Raw genomic sequence first — 23,569 nt, 5'->3', positions numbered from 1 at the left:
ATAGGCTCACCCGCGTGAGTGAGCTGACCCCGGAGCTGGATGTACTGCGCCGCGTCTTCGGCTACGACGAGTTCCGCGGCGACCAGGCCGAGATCATCGGGCACGTCGCCGGCGGCGGCGATGCGCTCGTCCTGATGCCGACCGGTGGCGGGAAGTCGCTGTGCTACCAGATCCCGTCCCTGGTGAGGGCCGGGACCGGGGTGGTCATCTCGCCGCTGATCGCGCTGATGCAGGACCAGGTCGACGCGCTCTCCGCGCTCGGGGTGCGCGCCGGATTCCTCAACTCCACCCAGATGCCCCACGAGCGGCAGCAGGTGGAGAAGGCGCTGCTCGCCGGCGAGCTCGACATGCTCTATCTGGCCCCGGAGCGGCTGCGGGTGCCCGAGACCGGCCGGCTGCTCGACCAGGCCAAGATCTCGCTCTTCGCGATCGACGAGGCCCACTGTGTCTCCCAGTGGGGTCACGACTTCCGCCCCGACTACCTGCAGCTCTCCCACCTGCACGAGCGCTGGCCGGAGGTGCCGCGGATCGCGCTGACCGCGACCGCCACCGCCGAGACCCGGCGCGAGATCGCCACCCGGCTCAACCTCGAGGACGCCCGCCACTTCGTGGCCTCCTTCGACCGGCCCAACATCCAGTACCGGATCGCCCCGAAGGACAAGCCCGCCAAGCAGCTCCTCGACCTGATCCGCACCGAGCACCCGGGCGAGGCCGGCATCGTCTACTGCCTCTCGCGCAACTCCGTCGAGCGGACCGCCGCGACCCTGGTCGGCGCCGGGATCCCCGCGCTCCCCTACCACGCGGGTCTCGACGCCAGGACCCGTGCGCAGAACCAGTCCCGCTTCCTGCGCGAGGACGGCATCGTCATGGTCGCCACGATCGCCTTCGGGATGGGGATCGACAAGCCGGACGTACGCTTCGTGGCCCATCTCGACCTGCCCAAGTCGGTCGAAGGCTACTACCAGGAGACTGGCCGGGCCGGGCGTGACGGGCAGCCGTCGACCGCGTGGCTGGCCTACGGGCTGGCCGATGTCGTCCAGCAGCGGCAGATGATCGAGACCTCCGAGGGCGACCGGGCCCACAAGCACCGGCTCGGCCAGCACCTCAACGCGATGCTGGCACTGTGCGAGACCGTCGACTGCCGGCGCGTGCAGCTGCTGCGCTACTTCGGCCAGGCAGCCGAGCCGTGCGGCAACTGCGACACCTGCCTGGCCACGCCGGAGTCCTGGGACGGCACCGTGCCGGCCCAGAAGGTGCTCTCCACCGTCATCCGGCTCGACCGCGAGCGCAACGGGCAGCGCTTCGGGGCCGGGCAGATCGTCGACATCCTGCGGGGCAAGGAGACCGAGAAGGTCCGCCAGTTCCGCCACCACGAGCTCTCGGTCTTCGGGATCGGCACCGACATCGCCGAGAGCGACTGGCACTCCGTGATCCGGCAGCTGCTGGCCCGGGAGATGCTCGCCGTCGACACCCGCTACGGCGTCTTCTCGGTGGCCGAGGCCGCCGGGCCGGTGCTGCGCTCGGAGCAGCAGCTGATGCTCCGTAAGGAGCCGCCGCGACAGGCTCGTCGCAGCGGCTCCGGGGAGCGGAAGCCGAAGGTGGCCGCCGCCGACCTCTCGCCCGAGGCCGCCGAGGTCTTCGAGCGGCTGCGGGCCTGGCGCGGCGAGGTCGCCAAGGAACAGGGCGTGCCCGCCTACGTCGTCTTCCACGACGCCACGCTCCGCGAGATCGCCACCCGGCTGCCGGCCAGCCGCGACGAGCTCGGCACGATCAGCGGGATCGGCGAGGCGAAGCTTGAGAAGTACGCCGACGGCGTGCTCGCGGCGCTCACCGCGTGAGCCCGTCTCGTCGGACAGGGGTGAAACGAGAGGCACCTTCGGTCTAGATCACCGTCCGATCATGGACAGAGCGGTCAGACCGCGGAGCCATGCCGGCGCACACGCCTACGGCGCTGACCTTGACCCAAGAACCTGACGGCAGCCACCACAAGGACGAAGACGCCCATACCGATCGCACCCACGGCACCCCCGAGTAGGCCAACCAAGATCGCCTCAGCCTCGGACGCTGGCGGATCGACATGTACCTCGACGGCACCGGCCTCGTCGTAGACGCGAACGACCTCCACGACATCACCCTCCCGGTACAGGTCGCAGCCGTCGGTGGTCTCGAAGATGGTAGGACGAGCGTCCGGTCCGTTCAGGGACCGCCAGCGGATGTCGTAGGAGTCCGATATCTGCTTGAAGCCCGCGCAACCTAGGTCGTTCTCCGTGACCGACAAAACTTGCGCCGACTCTCTTGCGCGACCGTGGACCGACACAGCGTCGACGATCGCCTCGCTTCCCATGCCTGCGCCGAAAATCAGTCCCGCACCCAGACACAGCAGCACTGCGGTTCTCATATCAGCACCCAAGCGACCACACTCTCCATCCGCACGCACCGGTCGCCGGTCATGATGGCAGCCAGCGGCTCCGCCGGTCTGGGGAACCCGTGATACGTCCAAGGGTCGAGGCCGGTACGCTGCCGTGCGATGAGTTCAGAGGTCTGGTACGTCAGCTATGGATCGAACATGTGCCGCGACCGTCTCGGCGCCTATCTCCTCGGTGGCCAACCGGAGGGTGCGCGGCGCTCGTACGTCGGGGCACGTACGCCGGCCATGCCGGTCGACGACGTCGCGGTCGACCTCCCCGGACGGCTCTACTTCGCGGGTGAGTCGAAGACATGGACCGGCGGGGTGGCGTTCTACGACCACGACGCGGGCGGGTCGTGGACCGCTGCCCGGGCCTTCCGGATGACCGCCGAGCAGTTCGCCGACATCGCCGCACAGGAGATGGACCGGCTGCCCGCCCCTGGCGACCCGATCGAGAAGGTCGTCATCGACGGGCTCGAGAAGGGCCGTCACGAGGCGGGACCGGGGCACTACGAGACCCTGATCGAGGTCGGCCGCCGCAACGGCCTCCCGATGCTCACCTTCACCGCCCCACACGGCTTCGACGCAGTCCCCCACACCCAGCCGTCGCCTGCATACGTCTCGATGCTCGTGCGCGGGCTCGAGGAGTCCCGCGGCTGGGATCGCCGGCAGGCCGAGGCGTACGTCAGCGAGCGCTGCTGAGCGCCTCGCGCAGCAGGCGCACGGCCTTGGGCCCGACGCCGTGGAGCGTCAGCAGCGCGTCCAGGTCGTCCGGCAGGTCCGACAGCGTCCGGTAGCCCGCAGCGAGCAGCGCGCCTGTCGCGGGGCGACCGATCTTCACGCCATCGAAGACCGGTCCCGCGTCGTTCGTCGTCGACATGCGGACAGGCTACGGCCCGGGCGGCGTGCAGCGGCAGACGCCCGGCTAGCCTGCCCGCATGAAGATCGGACAGGCGGACGAGCGCGCGCTTCTCGATGGCATGGTCGACACCCAGCGGGGCGAGATCAATGCCATCCTCGAGGACCTCGATGACGAGGAGGCGCGAAGGAGGCTGGTGCCGTCGCTGACCACGCCGTTGGCGCTGGTGAAGCATGCGACTTTCGTGGAGAAGGTGTGGTTCCACGCCAGGGTGGCGGGTGTGCCGCGCAAGGAGATCGGGCTGCCCGACACCGTCGACGAGAGCTTCCTGCTGGACCCCGAGGACACGGTCGAGTCCGTCCGGGCGGCCCACCGCGCGGCCTGCGAGCGTTCCCGCGAGGTCGCCGCCGGACACGAGTTGGACGATGAGTTCGACTGGCACGGAAACGCGGTGTCGCTTCGGTTCATCTACGCGCACATGATCCAGGAGCTCGCCCGCCATGCCGGCCACGGCGACATCCTCGTCGAGCAGATCCGGGCAGGGCGCTGACCGAGCACTGCCCGCACCGGCGTCTCCTCAGATGTCGATGACGAGGTCACCGAGCGGTTTCGAGCAGCAGGGCAGGAACTTCCCGGCGGCCACCTCGCGCGGCCGGATCCCACCGGCGTGGTTCATGCCCACCTCGCCGGAGACGAGGGTCGACTTGCACGTGCCACACATGCCCTGCACACACGATGACGGCAGGCGTACGCCGGCGGCCTTCACGGCGTCCAGGACAGTCTCGTCCGGGGCACACTCGAGGTCGCGGCCGCTGCGCTGCAGCCGGATCCGGTACGCAGCCCCGGCCGCTCCGTCCGCGGCCGGCGCCTCGACCTCAGGAGCGTCAGCGAGGACGAAGCTCTCCTCGTGCCACCGCTCGGACTCGCCGCCCAGTGCCTCGAAGGCGGTCCGCGCCGCCCCCATGTAGCCGGACGGACCGCAGCAGAAGACCTCGCGTCCACGCAGGTCAGGGACCAATTCGGCGAGCTGTCCGGCGCTCATCAGCCCGGTCGGCCCGGACCAGGAGGCATCGGGCTGGTCGACGACCCACACGATGCGCACTCCGTCATGGGCGGCCGCCAGGGCCTCGAGCTCGGGCCGCTCGATGAGGTCGCCCGGCGTACGCGCGTGGTGGACGACGACCACGTCGGTGGTCTCGGCGAGATCGGCGAGCGTGCGCAGCGTCGCGAGGGTCGGGGTGATCCCGCTGCCTCCGGAGAGGAGCAGGTAGGACGAGGAGGGATGCTCCCGCACCGAGAACCCGCCCATCGGCCCGCTCCCCCACAGCCGGTCGCCGGCGGCCAGCCGATCGTGGAGCCAGCCGGACATCGGCCCGTCGGGCACCCGCTTGACGGTGATGGTGAGCAGGTGCGGGCGGGTCGGCGGCGAGGAGATCGTGTAGCACCGCTCGACGGGCTCACCGTCGATCGACGCCCGAAGGGTCAGGTACTGCCCGGGCGCGAAGGCGAAGCTCTCGCCGCCGGTCGGCTCGAGGGTCACCTCGACCACGTCGTGGGTCACCCGGCGCACCCGCCGGCACCGCAGCTCTCCCTCGAACGGCCTCTCCTCGGGCAGGATCCCGGCCCCCAGCGGCGACGGGACCGCGAAGAGCAGCGCCGGCGTCGACAGCGGCGCCACCTCGACGGGCCATGGCTCAGTCATCGGCTCCACCTCTCTGCGCTTCCGATCGGATCTGGGCGTCGTACCAGCGCACGAAGTCGTCGACCTGCCGCTCCGCCTCGTTGTAGGGGCCGGGGACGTAGGCCGGGTCGGAGACCCCGAACTGGGTGTTGCGTACGAACTCGGCGTCCTGCTCGTTGGTGGCCCGCCACACCGCGGTCAGGGCCTCGACGTCGTAGTCGACCCCTTCGACCGCGTCCTCGTGGACGAGCCAGGTGGAGCGGACCAGGGTGCGGTCGGGCGAGAGCGGCGTGACCGAGAACGTCACCACGTGGTCGGCGAGCAGGTGGATCCAGGCGTTGGGCTGGGTGTGGAAGGTGCAGCGGCCGAGCTGCGAGTCGTCGAGGTCGCCCAGCAGCCGGCCCACCAGCCGGGACCCGTCGATGCTGAAGGACTCCCCCGCCCCGTCGAGCGGCTCGCGCTGGATCCGGAAGCCGAACGAGCGATCGGCGAGCTCCTCGATCAGCGCGTACGGCATCCCGAGAGCGTCGCAGCGCCGCGCCAGATCGGCCTCGGCGAAGAGATAGCGGTCATGGTCTGCCCGGAGCCGGTCGGGGATCTGGTCCTCGCGCAATCCCCAGGTCGGGAAGAAGGTGCAGATCAGCTCGGGGTGACCGCCCTCGCAGTGGTAGCACTCCCGGTTGTTCTCCATGACCAGCTTCCAGTTGCCCTCCTCGACCAGGTCGACCTGCGCGGCCACCTTGGCCCGGTCCAGACGGTGCGGGATCAGGTAGTCACGGACCTGCTCGGCGACCACGTCCAGGTCGCCGTCGGGCTCGGCGGCGAGCGAGCAGTAGAGCAGCCCGCCGACCTCGCGCAGCGCGACCGGGCGCAGGCCGAGGCAGGCGGTGTCGATGGCCGGCGAGAGCTGGGGCGCGTAGCGGAGCGTGCCGTCGGTGGCGTACGTCCAGCTGTGGTAGCCGCACACCAGGTTGCCGACGCTGCCGTGTCCCGGCGCGACCAGCCGGGAGCCGCGGTGGCGGCAGACGTTGTGGAAGGCGCGAACCTGCTCGTCGTCGTCGCGGATCACCAGCACCGAGGAGCCGGCGACGTCGAAGGAGAAGTAGTCACCGGGCTCGGGCACCTCGGCGACGGTGCCGACGAAGAGCCAGCGGCGCCGCCAGAGCAGGTCGACCTCGCTCGCGAAGACGTCGGGGTCGGTGTAGAGAGCACCCGGCAGCGAGTGGCCGGGGGTCCTGCGGTCGAGGTGGTCGAGGATTCTGGTACGTCGGCCGGCGAATGGTTCGCCGACGAGTTGGTCTGTCATCCATCGCTCCCAGGCAGATTCAGAAACGTTCAGTGGGGGTCAGATCGTCAGGCACAGCCGCAGCGCGTCGTAGACCGCGGCATGGACGTTCCGGCTGGCGACCGCGTCGCCGATCCGGAACAGCTGGTAGCTGCCCGCCGCATTGCGGGACACCGTCTGCGGCGCGCCGGTCAGCAGCGCCGCTTGGTCGACCTCACCGAGGTTGATCGAGCCGGGGACGAGGTCGTGGTAGAGCTCGTCGTTGGGGGCGGTCCCGTGTTCGACCACGACATGGTCGACGTGTCTCTCGACCTCGGCACATGCTGCGTATTCGCTGGTCAGAGTGGCGATGAGCCGGTGTTCGGAGCCTGCCGGGGCCCGACGCACCGCGACCAGCTTCCGGGCCACGGTCAGGGTCACGTCGTGCGCAGCGAAGACCCCCAGATAGGCCGGGCTGTTCATCGAGCCGACCGAGATGCCGACCGTACGCTCCGGGGTGACCAGCTCGACCTGAGCGCCCAGCGTCGCCAGGTGCTCGGCGGCGTCGAGCGCGGGCTCGGCGCCGTTGTCGTCGTAGACGAGGACGGTGCCGTTGCCGGGGGTCAGGGTCCCGTCGAGCACGTCCCAGGTGTCGTTGACCAGCTCGGCGCCCACCGGTACGCAGGAGCGGTCGGGCACCCCGCCGGTGGCGACGACCACGACATCCGGATCGAGGCCTTGGACGAGGTCGGCGTCGGCATAGGTGCCGAACCGGAAGTCAACACGGGCGTGCTTCGCCTCGGCGACGCGCCAGTCGACGATGCCGATCAGGTCGCGGCGGTGGCTGGTCGAGGAGGCCAGCAGGAGCTGACCACCAGGCCGGTCGGCGGCCTCCAGGACGGTCACGGCGTGACCGCGCTCGCCCAGGACGCGAGCGGCCTCGAGGCCGGCGGGGCCTGCGCCGACGACGACGGCCCGGCGGGTTCGAGGGGCCGGCGGCGTGAGGTGGGGCAGTGACTGCTCACGTCCGGTCGCCGGGTTGTGGATGCACTTGGCGTCGCCGGACTCGTAGATCGCGTCCAGGCAGTAGCTCGCCCCCACGCACGGCCGGATCCGGTCCTCCTCGCCACGGGCGACCTTGGCGACCAGGTGCGGGTCCGCGAGCTGGGGACGGGTCATCCCGACGAGGTCGAGCAGCCCTTCGCGGAGCGCGTATCGTGCGGTGGCGACATCGCTGATCCGAGCAGCGTGCATGACCGGGACATCCACCCGGCGGCGTACCTCTCCGACGAAGTCGAGGAACGGGGCCGAGGGCGTACCCATCGACGGGATCACCGCGGCGAGGCGGGCGTCGGTGTCGAGACCTCCCTTGATGACGGAGAGGAAGTCGACTCCGGCGCCGACGTAGCGGCGCATCACCTGCTCGGTCTCGTCCAGGCCCAGGCCGGAAGGCAGGTCCTCGTCCATCGCCATCCTGACCCCGACGATGAAGTCAGGTCCGACGGCGGCCCGGATCGCGTCGAGCACCCGCAGAGGAAAGGCGAGCCGGGCCTCCGGGTCGCCCCCGAACTCATCGGAGCGGAGGTTGGTGGCAGGCGAGACCCAGGCGTCGAAGAGATGGCCGTAGGACTCGATCTCGATCCCGTCCAGGCCCGCCGCCTGGCAGCGCGAAGCCGCCTCGGCATAGTGACGCACGATCCGGTCGACGTCCCACGCCTCGGCGACCTTCGGGAACGACCGGTGCTGCGGCTCGCGCAGCCGGGAGGGGTAGACGAGCGGCAGCCAGTCACCGGCGAAGTTGCTGGTGCGGCGGCCGAGGTGGGTGATCTGGCACATCACCGCCGCGCCTGCTTCGTGGACGTCGTCGGCGAGCCGCCGCAGCCAGGGCACGACCTCGTCCCGGTAGAGCAGCATGTTGCCGAAGGCCGGCGGGCTGTCGGGCGAGACCACCGCGGACCCGCCGATCATGGTGAGCCCGACCCCACCGCGCGCCTTCTCCAGGTGGTAGAGGCGGTAGCGGTCCTTCGGCATCCCGTCCTCGGTGTAGGCGGGCTCGTGGGAGGTGCTCACCACGCGGTTGCGCAGGGTGAGGCTCCGGAGCCGGAAGCTCGCCAGAAGGGGATCGGCGCTGGGGGACACAGGACCAGCGTGGCGCCTCGGCACTGTTCAAGAAAAGCGCACGTTTCCGCTATTTACCGTGCGATTCCGTTGCACAATCGAACCATGATCGACCAGCGGCTCCACGTGCTGCGGGTGCTCGCCGAGCGCGGCACCGTCTCGGCCGCCGCAGCCGATCTCGGCTATACCCCCTCGGCCATCTCCCACCAGCTGCGCACGCTGGCCCGCGACGTGGGCGCTGAGCTGCTGGTGCCGGAGGGCCGCGGCGTACGCCTCACCGGGGCCGCGCTCACCCTGCTCGAGCGCAGCCACGACCTGTTCACGCAGTGGGAGGAGATCCGCGCCGACGTACAGCAGGCCTCGGGCACCTCCCGCGGCTACCTGCGGATGGCCGGCTTCTCGACCGCCGCCTCGGCGCTCCTGCCGCCGGCCGCGGTGGCGGTCGCGCGGGAGTTCCCGCAGTCCACGATCAAGATCATCGAGGCCGATCCAGAGGTCTGCTTCGACATGCTGCTGGCCGACCAGGTCGACGTCGCCGTGGTGGTCAACATGTCGGAGCTGCCGCCGACCGCCGACCCGCGGTTCGAGCAGGAGCGGCTGATGGAGGACGCGCTCGACCTGCTGGTCAACGCCGACAGCCCGCTCGCCTCACGATCCCGGGTCAGGCTCGCCGACGCTGCCGAGGAGCACTGGATCATGGAGCATCCCGGCCGCCCGTACCACCAGCTGGTGACCTCCGCCTGCGCCGCGGCCGGGTTCACCCCCGAGCACGCCCACGAGGTCGTCGAGTGGGACACCGGCGCCGCCCTGGTCAGCGCCGGCTTCGGTGTCGCCCTGGTCCCCCGCCTCGCCCGGATCCCGAACGCCGCCGGCCTGGTCCGGATCCCGCTGCGTGGCGAGGCGAGCCCGGTCCGGCACGTCCGGACCAGCGTACGCAGCGGCACCTCGCGCCAGCCCGAGATCGCCTGTGCCCTCGCTGAGCTCAGAAAGGTCGCCACCTCCCTGGCCGAGATGGATGCCGGCTAGGCCAGATCCCCGCCGCGTCTCGCCCACCAGAAATCATTCGTACGCCACCACGACCCTGCCGCAGAATGATCGACGTGCCCACCCTGAGCCAGTTCGCCGCCTTCGCGCTCGCGTCCGTCATCTTCATCCTGATCCCCGGCCCGAGCGTGCTCTTCGCCCTCGGCCGGGCTCTGACCGCGGGCCGCCGCGAGGCGGTGCTCGCCGTCGGCGGCAACGCGCTGGGTCAGTTCGGTCAGGTCCTGGCGGTCGCCGTCGGGCTCGGCGCGCTGGTGGCTGCCTCGGCGACGGCGTTCACCGTCGTGAAGCTGGTCGGTGCGGCGTACGTCATCTATCTCGGCATCCAGGCGATCCGCCACCGTGCCGACGCCCGGGCGGCTCTCCACGGCGAGGACGTGGCGCGGACGACCGCATGGGGCGCGATCCGCACCGGGATGATCGTCGGGGCGACCAACCCGAAGACGATCGTCTTCCACCTGGCCTTCCTGCCCCAGTTCATCAACACCTCCGCCCCGGCGGTGCCCCAGATCCTTCTGCTCGGCGCGATCTTCTCGGCGATGGCGTTCACCTGCGACTCCGGGTGGGTCCTCGCGGCCAGCCGGGCCAAGGCCTGGTTCGCCCGCAAGCCCAAGCGCCTCGACAGTCTCGGAGCCGGTGGCGGCGTCGTCATGATCGGCCTCGGCGCCACCATGGCGACCGCTTCGCACGGCGCCTGACCGGCCCGACGCGAACGCTGGCAACCGGCCGCCAGCCGCCGAATTCCGAAGACAGGAGCGCCTCGGTCACCCAGACTGGGACACATGCGGACTCCACTCTCGGGCCTCGTCGCGGCCGCGCTCGCCTCACTCGCCATCACCTCGGGGGCCTTGGCGACTCCCGCCGACGCCACGGAGGCTGCCCACGCTGAGGCGGGGCGCCCGGACCCGCTCCTGGCCTTCAACCACGCCTGGGCGATGGTCGACCGGGAGACGGCCGATGCGATCGAGCACTCCGACTACCTGGGCGAGTTCGCCGACCGCCGGATCAACACCGGCAACGACGGGACCTCGACCTGGACGGGTCGCTACCTGCTCGGCAAGGAGACCTACCTGGAGTTCTTCGGTCCGGGCGACGCTCCCGACGCGGTCGCCGGTGACACCGGGCTCGCCGTCTCGGCGGACAACGACGGCGATCTGGCCATCGCGGCCGCCAACCTGCGCGACCTCGGCGCCGACCCGGTCGAGTTCACCCAGGTGACCGACCTCGGCGACGGCAACCTGATCCCATGGTTCGACGTCGCCTACACGACCTCGACCTACGACACCTTCTTCTCCTGGGCGATGGAGTATCGCGACGAGTTCCTCGATGACCCGCGGCTCTCCTTCCCGCCCGCCGCCTTCGAGGGCGACGTCAGCCGCGACCGCTACAACCGCGACCGCTATCTCGACCACCAGATGCGCGACGTCATCGGCATCCAGATCGCCACGACCGCCGCCGACATCGAGAAGATGGTGCCGCTGTGGCGCGCCGCCGGGATCACCATCCGGGTCCTCAAGGACGGCGGCGTCCTCGCCTTCGACGGCATGACCACGATCCGCCTGCTCCCGGTCCCGGCCGAGGAGGCAGGCGTACGCCACATCATCCTCGCCCTCAATGAGGCGGCCGAGGAGCCTCACACCGAGACGATCGGCAACTCGACGCTTCACGTCGGCCCGGGGGCGTACGCGCTGTGGACCTTCGACCCGATCGAGTCCGGCGCGACCACCCGTTCCGGCGGGTCCGGCAAACCGCTCCACCCCGCCTTCGGCGGTTGAGGTAGTAATCTCCGCAGCAATGGCAGGGAACACCCGACAGACTGGCGCGAGCGTGACCAGCCGGGCACTTGCGATCCTGGACGCGTTCGACGAGCAGCACCGGTCGATGTCGCTCAGCGACATCGCCGCACGCGCGGACCTTCCGCTCGCCACCACCCATCGGCTCCTGGGTGAGCTCTTCCGGTGGGGTGCTCTGGAGCGTCTGCCTTCCGGTGACTACGTCATCGGCCGGAAGATCTGGGACATCGGCCACCTGGCCCCTGCCGAGACCGGGTTGCGCCAGGTCGCCGAACCGTTCCTCCACGACCTCTACGGCGCAACCCTGGCCACCGTGCATCTCGCTGTGCGTGAGGGACTCGAGGTCGTCTACCTCGACCGGCTGCGCGGCAACCAGTCCGTCCCGGTCGTGAGCAAGGTCGGCGGACGCCTGCCGCTGCACACCACCGGGGTGGGCAAGGTCCTCCTCGCTCACGCTCCGGACGAAATCCAGGTCGCGGCGCTGGGCGCACTCACCCGGATCACCCCCTACACGATCACCCAACCGGGCGTCCTCCGCAGACAGCTGCGGCAGGTGCTCGACAAGGGGTACGCCACCACCCGCGAGGAGATGAGCCTCGGCGCTTGCTCGATCGCCGTCCCGATCCACCGGCGCGACGAGGTGATCGCCTCTCTGGGCCTGGTGGTCGCAACCCTCAAGGGCAGCGAACAGCGGTTGTACGGCGCACTCCGCGTCGCCGCTCAGTCGATCGGGCGGCGGCTCTGAAGAACTTCGGCTCTGGAAAATTTTGGCGAGACTTCCGCTGAGTGGAAGCTGTGTCGATGTTCACAGGGGTGACTGCTCTTAGGTTCGTCCCATGAATGTGTCCGCAACCACATCGTCCACCGTCAGTGGCGATACCCGGAGCCTCTGGCCGGTCGTCCTCTGCTGGCTCGCTGTCGCTCTCGATGGCTATGACCTCGTCGTTCTTGGAGCGGTCATCCCCACCTTGGCCGGGACCGGCGCGCTCGGGTTCACAGAAGCGTCACTGACCACGGCGGCCACTGTCGGCCTGATCGGAGTCGGCATCGGCGCCGTGGCCATCGGTCCGCTCGCCGACCGGTTCGGCCGTCGCAAGACGCTGATCAGCAGCATCGCGCTGTTCTCGTTGCTCACCCTGGCCGTCGCCTTCGCTCCGAACGCGACGGTGTTCATCGTGCTGCGCTTCCTGGCAGGTCTGGGTCTGGGCGCCTGCCTGCCGACGGCCCTGGCGTTCATGAGCGAGCACGCCCGCCAGGGACGTTCAGGCACGGCCATGACGCGGATGATGACCGGCTACCACGTGGGAGCCGTACTCACCGCTCTGCTGGCTCTGTGGGTGATCCCGAACCTGGGCTGGGAGGCGATGTTCGTGATCGGCGGCATCGCGGGCCTGCTGACGGTCCCGGTCATGTGGGCGAAGCTCCCGGAGTCGCAGGCCTACCTGGAGACCGTCGAGGCCGAGAAGGTACGACCCTCCGAGGTCGTCCGCGGCCGCCTGCTGTGGGTCAGCCTGGGCCTGTGGGCGGCGTCGTTCTGTGGACTCCTGCTGGTCTACGGCCTCAACACCTGGCTGCCGACGATCATGGGCGAGGCGGGTTACTCCCTCGACGCCGGGCTCGGCCTGCTCCTCACGCTGAACGTCGGCGCAGTCATCGGACTCGTCCTGGCGGGCCTGATCTCCGACGCCAAGGGCAACAAGCCGACGGTGGTGACCTGGTTCGGTGTCGCTGCGCTGATGCTGGCCCTGCTGTCGATCAAGATGGAGAGCAGCTTCTTGGTCTACGCAGCGGTGCTGGCCGCCGGCATCTTCGTCTTCAGCGCACAGGTGCTGGTCTACGCGTTCGTCAGCCACCTCTACCCCGCCCGGATCCGCGGCACGGCCCTCGGCATGTCCGCCGGCATCGGCCGAGTCGGTGCCATCGTCGGGCCGTTCCTCGGCGGCGCGCTCCTCACCGCCGGCATCGCCTATCCGTGGGGCTTCTACGCCTTCGCCGGCGCGGCCGTGATCGCCATGCTGGCTCTGCTGACCGTGCCGGCGCATCCCAACAACTAGCCACCCGACATCCAGGAGCACACCATGTCCGTTCTCGACTCCGTCGACTGGTCCGGAAACATCCTCAAGGCCGGCGCCTGGCAACCCGGGCGAGGCGGCGACTATGCGGTCGTCGAGCCCGCGACCGGCGCCGAACTGGGCAGGATGGGTCTGGCCACCGCGGCCGACGTGGCGGATGCCGCAACAGCGGCCGCCGACGCCCAGCTCAAGTGGGCCGCGCTTCCGCACCCGGAACGCGCCGCCGTCCTGCGTCGTGCCGGCGACCTGTGGCAGCGGCATGCCGAGGAGATCACCGGTTGGAACGTCCGTGAGGTCGGCGCCGTGCCCGGTATGGCCGGGTTCGCACTCCACGTCGCGGCCGAGGAGTGCTACGAGGCGGCCAGCCTCCCGAGCCGTCCGATCGGCGCAGTCATCCCGTCCGAACAGCCGCGTCTGTCGATGGCACGCCGCATGCCCGCCGGGGTGGTCACCGTCATCGCTCCCTTCAACGTGCCGATCATCCTCGGCATCCGCTCGGTCGCCCCTGCCCTCGCCCTCGGCAACGCCGTCATCCTCAAGCCGGACCCGCGCACCGCCGTGACCGGCGGCACGCTGATGGCCCGCATCTTCGAGGAGGCGGGCCTACCTAGCGGTGTGCTCCAGATGCTGCCCGGCGGCGCCGATGTGGGAGAGGCGCTGGTCACCGACCCGCACATCCGGGTCATCTCGTTCACCGGCTCCACCGGTGTCGGTCGCCGCATCGGCGAGCTCGCCGGAAGGCATCTCAAGCGTGCTCACCTCGAGCTCGGCGGCAACTCCGCGCTGCTGGTCCTCGACGACGCCGATGTCGAGGCCGCCGTCAACCTGGCCGCTTGGGGCTCGTTCTTCCATCAGGGTCAGATCTGCATGACGACCGGTCGCCACCTGGTCGCCGCCGGCATCTACGACGACTTCGTCGAGGCCCTCGCCGCGAAGGCGAGCCAGCTGCCGGTCGGCAACCCGGCCACCGACGAGGTCGCTCTCGGCCCGGTCATCGACGCCGGCCAGCGCGACAAGATCCACGGTCTGGTCACGGCGTCGGCAGATGCCGGTGCCACCATCGCAGCCGGAGGGACCTACGAGGACCTCTTCTACCGTCCGACCGTCCTGGCCGACGTTCCGCTCACCGCGCCGGCGTATGTGGAAGAGGTCTTCGGTCCCGTCGCGCCGGTCACCAAGGTCAGCTCCGTCGAGGACGCGATCAACCTCGCGGGCGCCAGCGAGTACGGCCTGTCACTGGGCATCGTCACCAAGGACGTCATGCGTGGCCTCGCCGTCGCCGAGCAGATCCCGACCGGCATCGTCCACATCAACGATCAGACCGTCAACGACGAGGCCAACGCGCCGTTCGGTGGCGTCCGCGCCTCGGGCACGGGGTCTCGCTTCGGCGGCGCCGAGGCCAACATCGAGGCGTTCACCGAGACCCGGTGGATCACGATGCGCGGCGAGCCCGCCCGCTACCCGTTCTGAGCGGTGGACCCGCTGGGACGGACGAAGTCGTCCTCGCCTGGTGGGCAGTCGAGCGCAGGGTGGAGGTGCTCGGTCTCGATGGCGACCCGGGCCTGCTCGGCGGCGGCACGGAGCGCGCCTTCGACCGGTTCCGTACGCAGCCGCGCGGCCAGGAAGCCGGCCATGAACGCGTCCCCGGCGCCGTTCGTGTCGACGACGGTGGCCGGCACCGCGGCGACCTCGTGGCGGGTCCCGTCGGCCTCGAGCGCGATCGCACCCTTGGCGCCGAGGGTGCACACCGCGAGGCGAGGGCCGCGGTCGAGGCACGAGGCCATCAGCTTCCAGGGGTCGTCGGTGCCGTCGTCGTTCATGAACACGCCTTCGGCGGCGCGTAGGAAGGGGTCGTGGAACGCCGAGGCGCCGTCGTAGTCGTGCAGGTCCATCCACAGCGGCGCCCGTCGGGCGGGCATCGCCTCGAGCACCAGCCGGCCGAGCTCGCTCAGGTCGATCACCGCGAGGTCCGCGGCGGCGACCGCGCTCACCGCCGCCTCGACCGCTTCGGCGGGCGGGGTCGAGGGGGTCGAGACGTACAACGAGACCCGGCCCCCGCCCTCGGCCATCAGGTTGACGTGCCGTTCGGTCTGCTCGCTCGCGATCGCCTCCACGGCGACGCCCGCCTGCTCGAGCCGCTCCCGCAGTCGCGCACCGTCCTCGTCGTCGCCGACAGCCGCCCACAGACGTACGTCGATGCCGAGCCCGGCCAGATGGAGCGCCTTGCCCGCGGAGGTGCCGCCGACCGTGTGCCACGCCCGCCGCGCGAACTGCATGTGCGGCACCGGCTCGGGCAGCCGGTCGAGCTCGATCAGCTGGTTCCAGGACGCGGGGCCGCAGACGACAACGTGAGGGGTGGACGACATCGCCCTATTCCAGCACCGTCGCGGTCAGTAGGTTCAGTAGGTGCTGACGTCGACCGACACCGACGACGCGTCCCGCAGCGGCGCGATGCTTTCCGCCTCTGCGACCAGGGCCTCCTGATGACGTCTGCTCAGAGCCTCGAATGCCTTGAGCTCGACGTGCAGCCTCCGGCCGCTCTTGCGTGCGCGCCAGGTGCCGACGATCTCGCCGTCGGCGAGCATCGTCCCGGGGTCACCGCTGGTCCTCCACACGGCCCGGTGATGGGCCTTGTCCACGATGGTCCCTCGATCACGAAGCTGGGTGTAGGCATCCCGAGGCGGAAGCAGCCGCACGCCGGTGGGCATCGTTGCCGTTCGAAGTGCGTCGAGGTCTCCAGCGAGGGCCCAGGCCCGGCCACCGAAGTCCATCTCGACGAGCTCATCGTCGAGATTGCTCCACCACGGATCAACATCCCCGGCTCGCACACCGAGCCACGTCGCGAAGTCGCTTCGGGTCGACGGGCCGTAGCAGCGTAGGTAGCGCCGGAGCAGCTCGCGGCGGCACGCCACGGGATCCGCCTCCGCGACGGGACGCCCGAGCCATTCCTCGGTCAGGACGAACGGGGCCCTGTTCCCGGTGCGCGGCGCGAAACAGACGGTCCGCTGCAGTGCGAGCAGGCGGACGCAGAAGTGCACCACCGCCTCGCCGATGGGCTGCCCTTCGGCGTAGGGCCCCTCCTCGTTCCAGATCCCGCGCTGCTGGGCCGTCAGCTCGGGCGCGATGCGTACGGCCACCTCGGCTCCGAGCTCGTCGATCGCGAGCTGCCGTCCCGGCAGGACGTCGCACGTGGCCGCCGTGACCATCTCGACCATCTCCGTGAGACTCAGCCCGAGCCGGTCGACGGCCTGCTCGACACCCAGCACGAAGTGTCGCCGCGCCTCCTCGGTCACAGGGAGCACCCCCGTCGTGTAGACGTCGGCTTCGGCGGTGGGGACGTAGTACGGGGCACCCCGCATGCTCCAGGTCAGCAGCATGCTCCTGTCCTCCACCGCCCCGGCGACGACGTCGGCCGAGACACCTTCGACCCGCGCGTGGAACGCCAGCAGCGCCGACCCTGGTGGAGTGTTCTGGATGCCGCACCGCCCGGCGGCCGTCAGCAGGTCCCGCTCGCCGAGCCGGACGTCGAGATGGTGCGACGCCAGCCGGAACGCGACCACGTTCGCCCGCTCGATACGCTCGACCATCGGCCCAGCGTACGGCCCGCCCTCACCCGCGACCGAGGCTCACGGCGACGTGCGGGCGAAGGCGATGGCCGCGAGGGCGGCTGCCTGGTCTCCGAGCAGGGCGTCGTCGAAGATCACGCGCGGAGAGTGGTTCCACTCCACGGTGGCGAGGTCGGCGTCCGCGGGCGAGGTGAGCATGCCGATGAACGTGCCGGGGACCTCGTCGACGACGAAGGCGAAGTCCTCCGAGCCCATCATCGGCGACGGCATGATCATGACGCGCTGCTCGCCGAAGACGCCGCGGAGCACGTCGACCGTGTCGGCGGTCTCGGCATCGGCGTTGACGGTGACTGGATACATCACGTCGAACTGCACCTCGGCCGTCAGCCCATGAGCAGAAGCGACCCCCTCGATCACCCGCGGCAGACCCTCCTGGAGAAGCGCGAGCGAGGCGGGCGACATGGTGCGTACCGTCGCGGCGAGCTCCACCGTCTCGGGGATGACGTTGATCGCGCCGTCACCCGTGGACAGTCGGGTCACCGAGAGCACGACCGGGTCGAACGCATCGAACCGCCTGGTCACGAAGCTCTGCAGGGCGAGCACCATCTCGGCGGCGGCAGGCACCGGGTCGAGGGTCTGATGCGGCTGGGAGCCGTGGCCGCCGCGTCCCTTGACCGTGACGAAGAGATGATTGGAGCCGGCGGCCATCGCGCCGGGCCGGGTGGCGAAGACGCCCCGCGGACCGGGACCGACGTGGATCGCGTACGCAGCGACCGGCCGCTCCCCCGCGACATCGAGCAGCCCCTCCTCGAGCATGACCTTGGCGCCGCCGTGGCCCTCCTCGCCGGGCTGGAACATGAAGATCACCGAGCCGTGCAGCTCGTCTCGGCGGGCCGAGAGGAGCTTGGCGGCGCCGACGAGGCCGGCGGTGTGCAGGTCGTGGCCGCACGCGTGCATCGCGCCGTTGGTCGAGGCGAAGTCGAGCCCGGTCGCCTCCTCGATGGGCAGCGCGTCCATGTCACCGCGCAGGAGCACCGTTGGTCCCGGAAGCGCGCCGCGCAGCACGGCGACGACGGAGGTCGTGCGGGTGCCGGTGGTGATCTCGAGCGGCAGACCCTCCAGGGCGGCGAGGACCCGCTGCTGCGTACGCGGCACGTCGAGGCCCAGTTCCGGGTCGGCGTGGATCGCCCGGCGGAGGGCGACGAGGTCGGGCAGGAGGGCTTCGGCGTCGGCGACGAAGTCGGGGATGGTCATGGATCAGCCTTCCGGGGTGACGGCGGTGGGGGCAGGGGTGATGACGGGATCGGCAGCGGCGGTGCTCTCGCGCGGCATCCGCATGAAGGCGAGCGCGAGGGCGGAGAGGACGAACGCGGCGGCGCAGACGCTCCAGACCGAGACGTACCCGCCGATCGAGGAGCTCAGCGAACCCGAAGCGGTGAACGCGGCGAGCACGACGGCGAACACGGCCCCGGCGGCCGATCCGCCGAGCGTGCGCAGCGAGTTGTAGACGCCGGCCGCGATGCCCGTCTGGTCGCTGGGCGCGAGCTCGGCGACCAAGGCGGGAAGGGCTCCGAGGAGCAGCCCCATCCCGATGCCGTTGACCGCGGAGACGAGGAAGATCTGCCACAGCTCGGAGTGGAACGCGATCTGGACGAGGAACCCGCAGGCCGGCAGCACGGCCCCGGTGACCAGGACCGCGCGGATGCCGACCCGGCGGGCGATCGGCGCGAAGACGGCGGCGCCGACCGTGGCCAGGATGGTCACCACGGCGGTGACCGCAGATGCTGTGCCGGCCGTGGCGGCGAACCCGTAGCCGGCCTCGGCCGGGTCGGCGGTCAGGAACGTCGTCGACGGCGACTGCGCACCGAACATGACCATGCCGAAGAGGAACGCGGTGAGGTAGACCGGCCCCATCCGCCCGGAGACGATGAGGCGTACGTCGATCGCCGGCGCCTCCGCGCGCAGCTCCCACGCGACCCAGAGCGCGAAGATCACCAGGGCGACAGCGAGCGTGCCGAGGGTCGTGGCGGAGGCGAATCCCTCGCTGGAGGCCAGCCGCAGCCCGAAGAGCAGCACGACCATCGCGAGGCCGATGCCGACGAACCCGAGCACGTCGATCCTGGTCCGGGTGCGGGTCGTGGACTCGGGCACCTTGACGAAGACCGCGTACACGCTGACCAGCACGAACAGCACCGGCACCAGCAGCGTCAGGGTCAGGCTCGGCAGCAGCGCGGAGAAGACGCCGGCCGAGATCGTGCCGAGGATCGCGCCGCCGGTGAGACAGGAGACGAGCAGTCCGATCGAGGTGCGCGCGGTGTCGCCCTTGATCCGGTTGTGCACCAGCGCGATCTCCAGCGGCAGCCACACCGCGAGCGGCCCGACGAGGATGCGCGCGGCGAGCACGAGCGGATAGCTGGGCAGGAACGCCGTGACGACCGTGCCGATGAGCACGGAGACGACGCCGATGCGCAGCATCCGGCGATGCCCGTAGATGTCGCCGAGCTTCGAGAGCAGAGGTACGCAGACGGCGGCGGCGAGCGTCTGCACGGTGAGGAACCAGGTGATGTCCGAGTCCGAGACCCGGAGGTGATCGGCGATCTCACCGAGCAGCGGGGCGTAGAAGCCTTGGACGAAGCCGCTGGCGAGCTCGCAGAAGACGAGGAAGCCGACGATCGCGCGAGCGTTGATCTTCGATGGGGACTGGGTGGGGGCGTTAGTGGTCATGGTTGGCCTGTTTCGTCGGAGCCGTCGAGGCGGCGCGGCGGTCGAGTGACGAGAGCGTCGATGATGTCGACGTAGTGGCGCTCGTCGATGTGGATGCGCTTGACCGACTGCCGATAGAGGGTGAGCCCGGCGATCGTGTCGAGAATGATGTCGTGGTGGACATCGGCAGGGAGCTCACCTCGGGCGATGGCCCGGTCGATGATCTCGATCCCCTGCTCGCGGCGGTGCTTGAAGAACCCCTCCCACAGGGCGGGGAAGACATCGGGCTCGAACATCGCCCGCATGCCGTGCACCCGTTCGGGAGAGAGCTCCTGGTTGCGCTGGTTCTGACGAGCGTGCTCGAGCAGGTCGGTGCGTACGTCGCCACTGTCAGGTGTCGCCCCGAGCTCCACCCGTGACCGAAGCACTGCAGCGACCAACGCGCCTTTGTCGGCATAGCGACGGTAGATCGCGGTCTTGCCGCAACCGACGGCCTTGGCGACCTTCTCCACGCTCAGCCCGGCGTAACCGTTCTCGCCGAGCAGACGTCCCGCCGACTCCAGGATGCGACGCGTGAGGTCCTCATCCGTGGGCCGGCCGAGCTTCTCGTCAGATGCCATGCCCAAAACAATACGATACGACCTGTTTCGTATGTGTAAAAAATGTGTCCCCGATCTCCCGAACGGGTTCTCAGTCCTGTCGCGCCATGAGCGCGTCGAGGCGTCGCAGCACCTTCTGCTGTGCGGGGTTGTAGAGATCGACGAGCGCGTGAGCGAGAACGAGGCCGGCCGTGGACCGACCGAGCGGCGCACGGTCCAGCGCCTCGGCCAGCTCAGGAGCATGCTCGCGTTGGCGTCGGGTGGTCCCGACCATCCTCCGGGCGAGGTCTTCGACGGTCGCGTCGTCGGCACCGGCAGCGAGACGATCGAACTCGACGTCGGTGTCCTCCTGGTGCAGGAGCGCCTGCCGGAATGCCGCCAGCGTCCGAGCGTCGAAGACCTGCGCGTAGATCGCCAGGAGGGCCTGCTGCGTCGGGGAGAGCCGGGACGCGAACGCAGCGAATCCGGCCGGGGTCTCGAGCGGGGCGCTGTGGGACGTGAGCTGCGCGAGGTCCTCCCGCATGCGCGTGAGCTGCTCGATCCGCGCCTCGAGCTCGGCGTCGAGCGCTCGGATGCTCTCCTTCGCGTCCGGATCGTCGGGCCCCAGCGCGGCGATCCGTTTCACCGGGACGCCGAGCTCCCGCAGCCGCCTGATCCGCAGGAGCTGGACGAGATGCGCCACCTCGTAGCGTTTGTAGCCGTTCGTCGCACGCTCGGGATGCGCGAGAAGTCCGACCCGGTGGTAGTAGCGCACCGAGTTCTCCGTCGTCCCCGCGATCCGCGCCAGCTCCCGAGTGCTCCACGCCATGCGTCGCATCATGCCAGTGTCATGGGTTGATCAGCAGCGGCAGGAAGTAGCGCAGCGAGTACGCCTCGTAGACCGCCCCGACGACGAACAGCACCAGCGCCGGGACCCACATCCTCCCGAAGAGTCGCATCCCCCGGACCCAGGCCCGCCCCCGCGTGGTCGCGCCGACGCTCGCCGGCCGGATCCACGCGAGCCCGAGGACGTACGCCCCCAGCAGCAGGAGCACGTACGCCTGCAGCTCGATGACCATTGTCACCGAGTGCGGGATCAGCGTCATCGCGGTGAGGTGGTCGACGGGAGCCAGGACGATCCCGGTGGTGAACGCCCAGTAGGCGAAGACCGGGATCCCGGCGAAGGGCACGATCATCGACGGGAGCGTGATGAACCCGAGAGCCACCTTGCCGAGGTTCACGCCCAGGATCACCAGGGCGAAGAGCCACGGCCGGGCGAGCAGCGAGACGACGAGCTCGGTCTCACCGGACTCGTCCATCGAGCCGGTGAGCATCGCGTTGAGCTCGGGACGGAGCACGCCGAGCAACATCCCGGCGATGACCAGGCCGTACGCCATGAGGTTGAGGTATGCGTAGGCCCGCACGTGCTGCCGGATGAGCGCCAGCGGGCCGCTGAGTGTCTTGGTGACGGTTTCGATAGCCATGCCGACATCCCAAACCCTGTTCTTGGAACGGAGTCAAGGATGCCGTTCGCGTGCTACTTCCGATCCAGTCCGGCGATCAGCACGAGAGCCGCGAAACCGTCGTCGGTGCCCGGCCATTGGGCTCGAACCGCGTCGATCCCGGCGCGGCGTACGACACCACGCAGGACGGCCGCGACGATGATCGCGTCGTCGGCATAGCCCAGCACCGGGATGAAGTCGGGCACCAGATCGATCGGCAGGGCGAGGTAGACCATCAGCAGCCCGAGCCTGATCCGTACGCCGCGAGGCATCGACCCGTCAGCCGCGAGCCGACGCAGCAGCCGCACCACATCGGGCAGGATCCGCAGTGCCTCGCGCAGCAGGTCACCGCGTGGGCGGACGACGAGCAGCGCGACGATGAGGCACAACCAGGTGAGCAACAGGGCCGCGACGACGCCGATCGCCAGGTCCCACCAGAACGAACCGGTCATCCTCACCCTCCGAGCCACGCGGCGCTCCGTGGTGGCGCCGCACGCCCGAATTCCATCACGGCGCCACCGCGGGCCGGACGGTCAGGCTGCGACGACCGCCACGCCCGTACGTCCCCCGTCGACGTCCAGCACGGCGCCGTGGACGAACTCGGCCTCATCGGAGGCTAGGTACGCGACCGCCGCGGCGATCGCGTCCGGACCGCCCGAGCCACCCGCCGGGGTGCCGGCCATGAGTCCGTCGGCGGCCCAAGGGCCGTCCAGAGCGGGGTCGCGGATCACGCCGGGCGAGACCGCGTTGACCCTGATCCCGCTGTCGGCGAACTCCGCGGACCAGGCGCGGGTGAGGGTCTCCATGGCCGCCTTCGTCGAGGCGTACAAAGCACCGAGCGGGAGGCTCAGCCGCGCGACCCAGCTGCCGAGGTTGATGATGACGCCTCCGCCGGCCGCCTGCATCTGCGGCGCGAGCGCCTGGGTCAGGAAGAACGGCGCCTTCACGTTGACGCCGTACACCTGGTCGAACATGGTGGCGTCGGCCGTGAGGGTGGTGGCCGCCGGGAAGATCCCGGCGTTGTTGACGAGGATGTCGAGCCGCCCGCCGAGCGCGGCGAGGGCCTGCTCGGCGAGGGTCCGGCTCGTTTCGGGGCTGCCGTCGAGGTCCGCGACGACGAAGTCGGCGCGGCCGCCGTTCGTACGGATCGCCTCGACGACCGCCGCCCCGCGCTGTTCGTTGCGGCCGGACACGATCACGTGCGCGCCCTCGGCGGCGAGGCGCTGAGCGATCGAGCGTCCGATGTTGCTGGTCGAGCCGGTGACGAGAGCCGTCTTCCCAGAGAATCTGTGTGTCATGTCTGCGACGGTAGAGAGCGTAAAATGGACTCACAAGTCCAGTTTTTCGAGAAGCGGGAGCGGCATGGGCCTCACGCCGAAAGGCATGCGGAGACGCGCACAGATCATCGAGGGCACCGCCGCCCACCTGCGCACCCAGGATCCCGGCGGTATCACGCTCGAGGACATCAGAGCCGTCACCCGAACGAGCAACAGCCAGATCTTCCACTACTTCCCCGGCGGGAAGGAGGAGCTGTTCCTCGAGGTCGCCCGCCACGAGGCCGACCAGGTGATCGAGGACCAGCAGCCCTACCTCTCGGCTCTCGACACCTGGGCCGACTGGGAGCGATGGCGCGAGACCGTCCTCGCTCGCTACCGAGCCCAGGGACAGCAGTGTCCGCTGGGATCGCTGATGAGCCAGCTCGCGGAGACGCCCGGCGCACCCGAGGTCATCTCGGCCCTCATCGAGCGGTGGCGGGCCGAGGTCGAGCGTGGGATCCGCAGCATGCAGGCCTCCGGCCTGATCCGCACCGGTCTCGACCCGGCGCGGTGCGCGGCCGCGATGATCGCCGGGATCCAGGGCGGCGTGCTGGTGCTGCGCTCGACGGGCGAGATCGGGCACCTCGAGGCGTCCATGGAGATCCTGTTCGATCACCTCCGCGGCTGATCCTCGAGCAGTACGCTCGATCAGACGGCGAGCGGACCTCG

General features: G+C 70.0%; 24 protein-coding genes. 10 read left to right on the top strand and 14 right to left on the bottom strand.

All coding sequences use genetic code 11. The annotated features are described in order from the left end of the window. The first annotated feature begins 14 nt into the window (after window positions 1-14). On the top strand, window positions 15-1,838 hold the full coding sequence (recQ, locus tag ABZY89_RS07040; RefSeq protein ID WP_355225816.1) for a DNA helicase RecQ: 1,824 nt from the start codon (window positions 15-17) through the stop codon (window positions 1,836-1,838). A gap of 74 nt (window positions 1,839-1,912) precedes the next feature. On the opposite strand, the gene ABZY89_RS07035 is transcribed toward recQ, so the two are convergent. Then, window positions 1,913-2,398 (bottom strand): hypothetical protein, encoded by a 486-nt coding sequence (locus ABZY89_RS07035; protein WP_355225813.1) that lies wholly within the window; start codon window positions 2,396-2,398, stop codon window positions 1,913-1,915. 129 nt (window positions 2,399-2,527) lie between these two features. On the opposite strand from ABZY89_RS07035, the gene ABZY89_RS07030 reads away from it, so the two are divergent. Continuing rightward, window positions 2,528-3,109, top strand: a complete 582-nt coding sequence (locus tag ABZY89_RS07030) for a histone deacetylase (protein ID WP_355225812.1) — start codon at window positions 2,528-2,530, stop codon at window positions 3,107-3,109. Here the strand turns inward: ABZY89_RS07030 and ABZY89_RS07025 are convergent. Then, window positions 3,093-3,287, bottom strand: a complete 195-nt coding sequence (locus ABZY89_RS07025) for a helix-hairpin-helix domain-containing protein (protein WP_355225810.1) — start codon at window positions 3,285-3,287, stop codon at window positions 3,093-3,095. The genes ABZY89_RS07030 and ABZY89_RS07025 overlap by 17 nt on opposite strands. 58 nt (window positions 3,288-3,345) lie before the next feature. Here ABZY89_RS07025 and ABZY89_RS07020 point away from each other — a divergent pair, with 58 nt between their 5' ends. After that, window positions 3,346-3,816 (top strand): DinB family protein, encoded by a 471-nt coding sequence (locus tag ABZY89_RS07020; protein ID WP_355225808.1) that lies wholly within the window; start codon window positions 3,346-3,348, stop codon window positions 3,814-3,816. A 27-nt stretch (window positions 3,817-3,843) separates the two neighbouring features. On the opposite strand, the gene ABZY89_RS07015 is transcribed toward ABZY89_RS07020, so the two are convergent. The 3 genes from ABZY89_RS07015 to ABZY89_RS07005 are packed head-to-tail and all read right to left on the bottom strand — an operon-like array spanning window position 3,844 to window position 8,350. Beyond that, window positions 3,844-4,968: a 2Fe-2S iron-sulfur cluster-binding protein gene (locus ABZY89_RS07015; protein ID WP_355225807.1), complete on the bottom strand. Its 1,125-nt coding sequence runs from the start codon at window positions 4,966-4,968 to the stop codon at window positions 3,844-3,846. Then, window positions 4,961-6,253, bottom strand: coding sequence for an aromatic ring-hydroxylating dioxygenase subunit alpha (locus ABZY89_RS07010; RefSeq protein WP_355225805.1), 1,293 nt, complete (start codon window positions 6,251-6,253; stop codon window positions 4,961-4,963). The genes ABZY89_RS07015 and ABZY89_RS07010 overlap by 8 nt, the downstream gene beginning before the upstream one ends. A 39-nt stretch (window positions 6,254-6,292) precedes the next feature. Further along, window positions 6,293-8,350: an NADH:flavin oxidoreductase gene (locus ABZY89_RS07005; protein ID WP_355225803.1), complete on the bottom strand. Its 2,058-nt coding sequence runs from the start codon at window positions 8,348-8,350 to the stop codon at window positions 6,293-6,295. Window positions 8,351-8,434: 84 nt separating this feature from the next. Between ABZY89_RS07005 and ABZY89_RS07000 the strand changes: the two genes are divergently transcribed. From ABZY89_RS07000 to ABZY89_RS06975, 6 genes are all read left to right on the top strand, one after another. After that, window positions 8,435-9,355, top strand: a complete 921-nt coding sequence (locus ABZY89_RS07000) for a LysR family transcriptional regulator (protein ID WP_355225801.1) — start codon at window positions 8,435-8,437, stop codon at window positions 9,353-9,355. A gap of 74 nt (window positions 9,356-9,429) precedes the next feature. Beyond that, complete coding sequence (locus ABZY89_RS06995) at window positions 9,430-10,068, top strand: LysE family translocator (RefSeq protein ID WP_355225799.1); 639 nt, start codon at window positions 9,430-9,432, stop codon at window positions 10,066-10,068. An 84-nt stretch (window positions 10,069-10,152) separates the two neighbouring features. Beyond that, complete coding sequence (locus ABZY89_RS06990; protein ID WP_355225797.1) at window positions 10,153-11,145, top strand: DUF5829 family protein; 993 nt, start codon at window positions 10,153-10,155, stop codon at window positions 11,143-11,145. A 52-nt stretch (window positions 11,146-11,197) separates the two neighbouring features. Then, window positions 11,198-11,908 (top strand): IclR family transcriptional regulator, encoded by a 711-nt coding sequence (locus tag ABZY89_RS06985; protein ID WP_355225795.1) that lies wholly within the window; start codon window positions 11,198-11,200, stop codon window positions 11,906-11,908. 91 nt (window positions 11,909-11,999) lie between these two features. Further along, window positions 12,000-13,217: an aromatic acid/H+ symport family MFS transporter gene (locus ABZY89_RS06980; RefSeq protein WP_355225793.1), complete on the top strand. Its 1,218-nt coding sequence runs from the start codon at window positions 12,000-12,002 to the stop codon at window positions 13,215-13,217. 24 nt (window positions 13,218-13,241) lie between these two features. Next, window positions 13,242-14,705, top strand: a complete 1,464-nt coding sequence (locus ABZY89_RS06975) for a benzaldehyde dehydrogenase (RefSeq protein WP_355225791.1) — start codon at window positions 13,242-13,244, stop codon at window positions 14,703-14,705. On the opposite strand, the gene ABZY89_RS06970 is transcribed toward ABZY89_RS06975, so the two are convergent. From ABZY89_RS06970 to ABZY89_RS06930, 9 genes are all read right to left on the bottom strand, one after another. Next, a complete protein-coding gene (locus ABZY89_RS06970) occupies window positions 14,693-15,601 on the bottom strand; it encodes a carbohydrate kinase family protein (protein ID WP_355225789.1) in 909 nt (302 codons plus the stop codon). The two genes, ABZY89_RS06975 and ABZY89_RS06970, sit on opposite strands and share 13 nt — an antisense overlap. 33 nt (window positions 15,602-15,634) lie before the next feature. After that, the gene (locus ABZY89_RS06965; protein ID WP_355225787.1) at window positions 15,635-16,822 is read right to left on the bottom strand and encodes a winged helix DNA-binding domain-containing protein; all 1,188 of its coding nucleotides are present in this window, start codon (window positions 16,820-16,822) and stop codon (window positions 15,635-15,637) included. A 39-nt stretch (window positions 16,823-16,861) separates the two neighbouring features. Beyond that, window positions 16,862-18,055: a M20 family metallopeptidase gene (locus tag ABZY89_RS06960; protein ID WP_355225786.1), complete on the bottom strand. Its 1,194-nt coding sequence runs from the start codon at window positions 18,053-18,055 to the stop codon at window positions 16,862-16,864. Window positions 18,056-18,058: 3 nt separating this feature from the next. Continuing rightward, window positions 18,059-19,525 (bottom strand): MFS transporter, encoded by a 1,467-nt coding sequence (locus tag ABZY89_RS06955; RefSeq protein WP_355225784.1) that lies wholly within the window; start codon window positions 19,523-19,525, stop codon window positions 18,059-18,061. Next, the gene (locus ABZY89_RS06950) at window positions 19,522-20,124 is read right to left on the bottom strand and encodes a TetR/AcrR family transcriptional regulator (RefSeq protein WP_355225782.1); all 603 of its coding nucleotides are present in this window, start codon (window positions 20,122-20,124) and stop codon (window positions 19,522-19,524) included. The genes ABZY89_RS06955 and ABZY89_RS06950 overlap by 4 nt, the downstream gene beginning before the upstream one ends. 70 nt (window positions 20,125-20,194) lie before the next feature. After that, window positions 20,195-20,911 carry a MerR family transcriptional regulator gene (locus tag ABZY89_RS06945; protein WP_355225780.1) on the bottom strand — a complete coding sequence of 239 codons (717 nt, stop codon included), beginning with the start codon at window positions 20,909-20,911 and terminating at the stop codon, window positions 20,195-20,197. Between the two features lie 19 nt (window positions 20,912-20,930). Further along, complete coding sequence (locus ABZY89_RS06940) at window positions 20,931-21,566, bottom strand: hypothetical protein (RefSeq protein WP_355225778.1); 636 nt, start codon at window positions 21,564-21,566, stop codon at window positions 20,931-20,933. 53 nt (window positions 21,567-21,619) lie between these two features. Next, window positions 21,620-22,036: a DUF1232 domain-containing protein gene (locus tag ABZY89_RS06935; RefSeq protein ID WP_355225776.1), complete on the bottom strand. Its 417-nt coding sequence runs from the start codon at window positions 22,034-22,036 to the stop codon at window positions 21,620-21,622. An 81-nt stretch (window positions 22,037-22,117) separates the two neighbouring features. Next, window positions 22,118-22,882 carry an SDR family oxidoreductase gene (locus tag ABZY89_RS06930; RefSeq protein ID WP_355225774.1) on the bottom strand — a complete coding sequence of 255 codons (765 nt, stop codon included), beginning with the start codon at window positions 22,880-22,882 and terminating at the stop codon, window positions 22,118-22,120. An 85-nt stretch (window positions 22,883-22,967) separates the two neighbouring features. Between ABZY89_RS06930 and ABZY89_RS06925 the strand changes: the two genes are divergently transcribed. Beyond that, the gene (locus ABZY89_RS06925) at window positions 22,968-23,528 is read left to right on the top strand and encodes a TetR/AcrR family transcriptional regulator (RefSeq protein WP_355225772.1); all 561 of its coding nucleotides are present in this window, start codon (window positions 22,968-22,970) and stop codon (window positions 23,526-23,528) included. Window positions 23,529-23,569: the final 41 nt, after the last annotated feature.

The sequence above is a fragment of the Nocardioides sp. NPDC006303 genome, from assembly GCF_040613175.1.
In the GTDB taxonomy this organism is placed as follows: Bacteria; Actinomycetota; Actinomycetes; order Propionibacteriales; family Nocardioidaceae; genus Nocardioides.
This window is presented reverse-complemented; position numbering and strand designations above follow the sequence as displayed.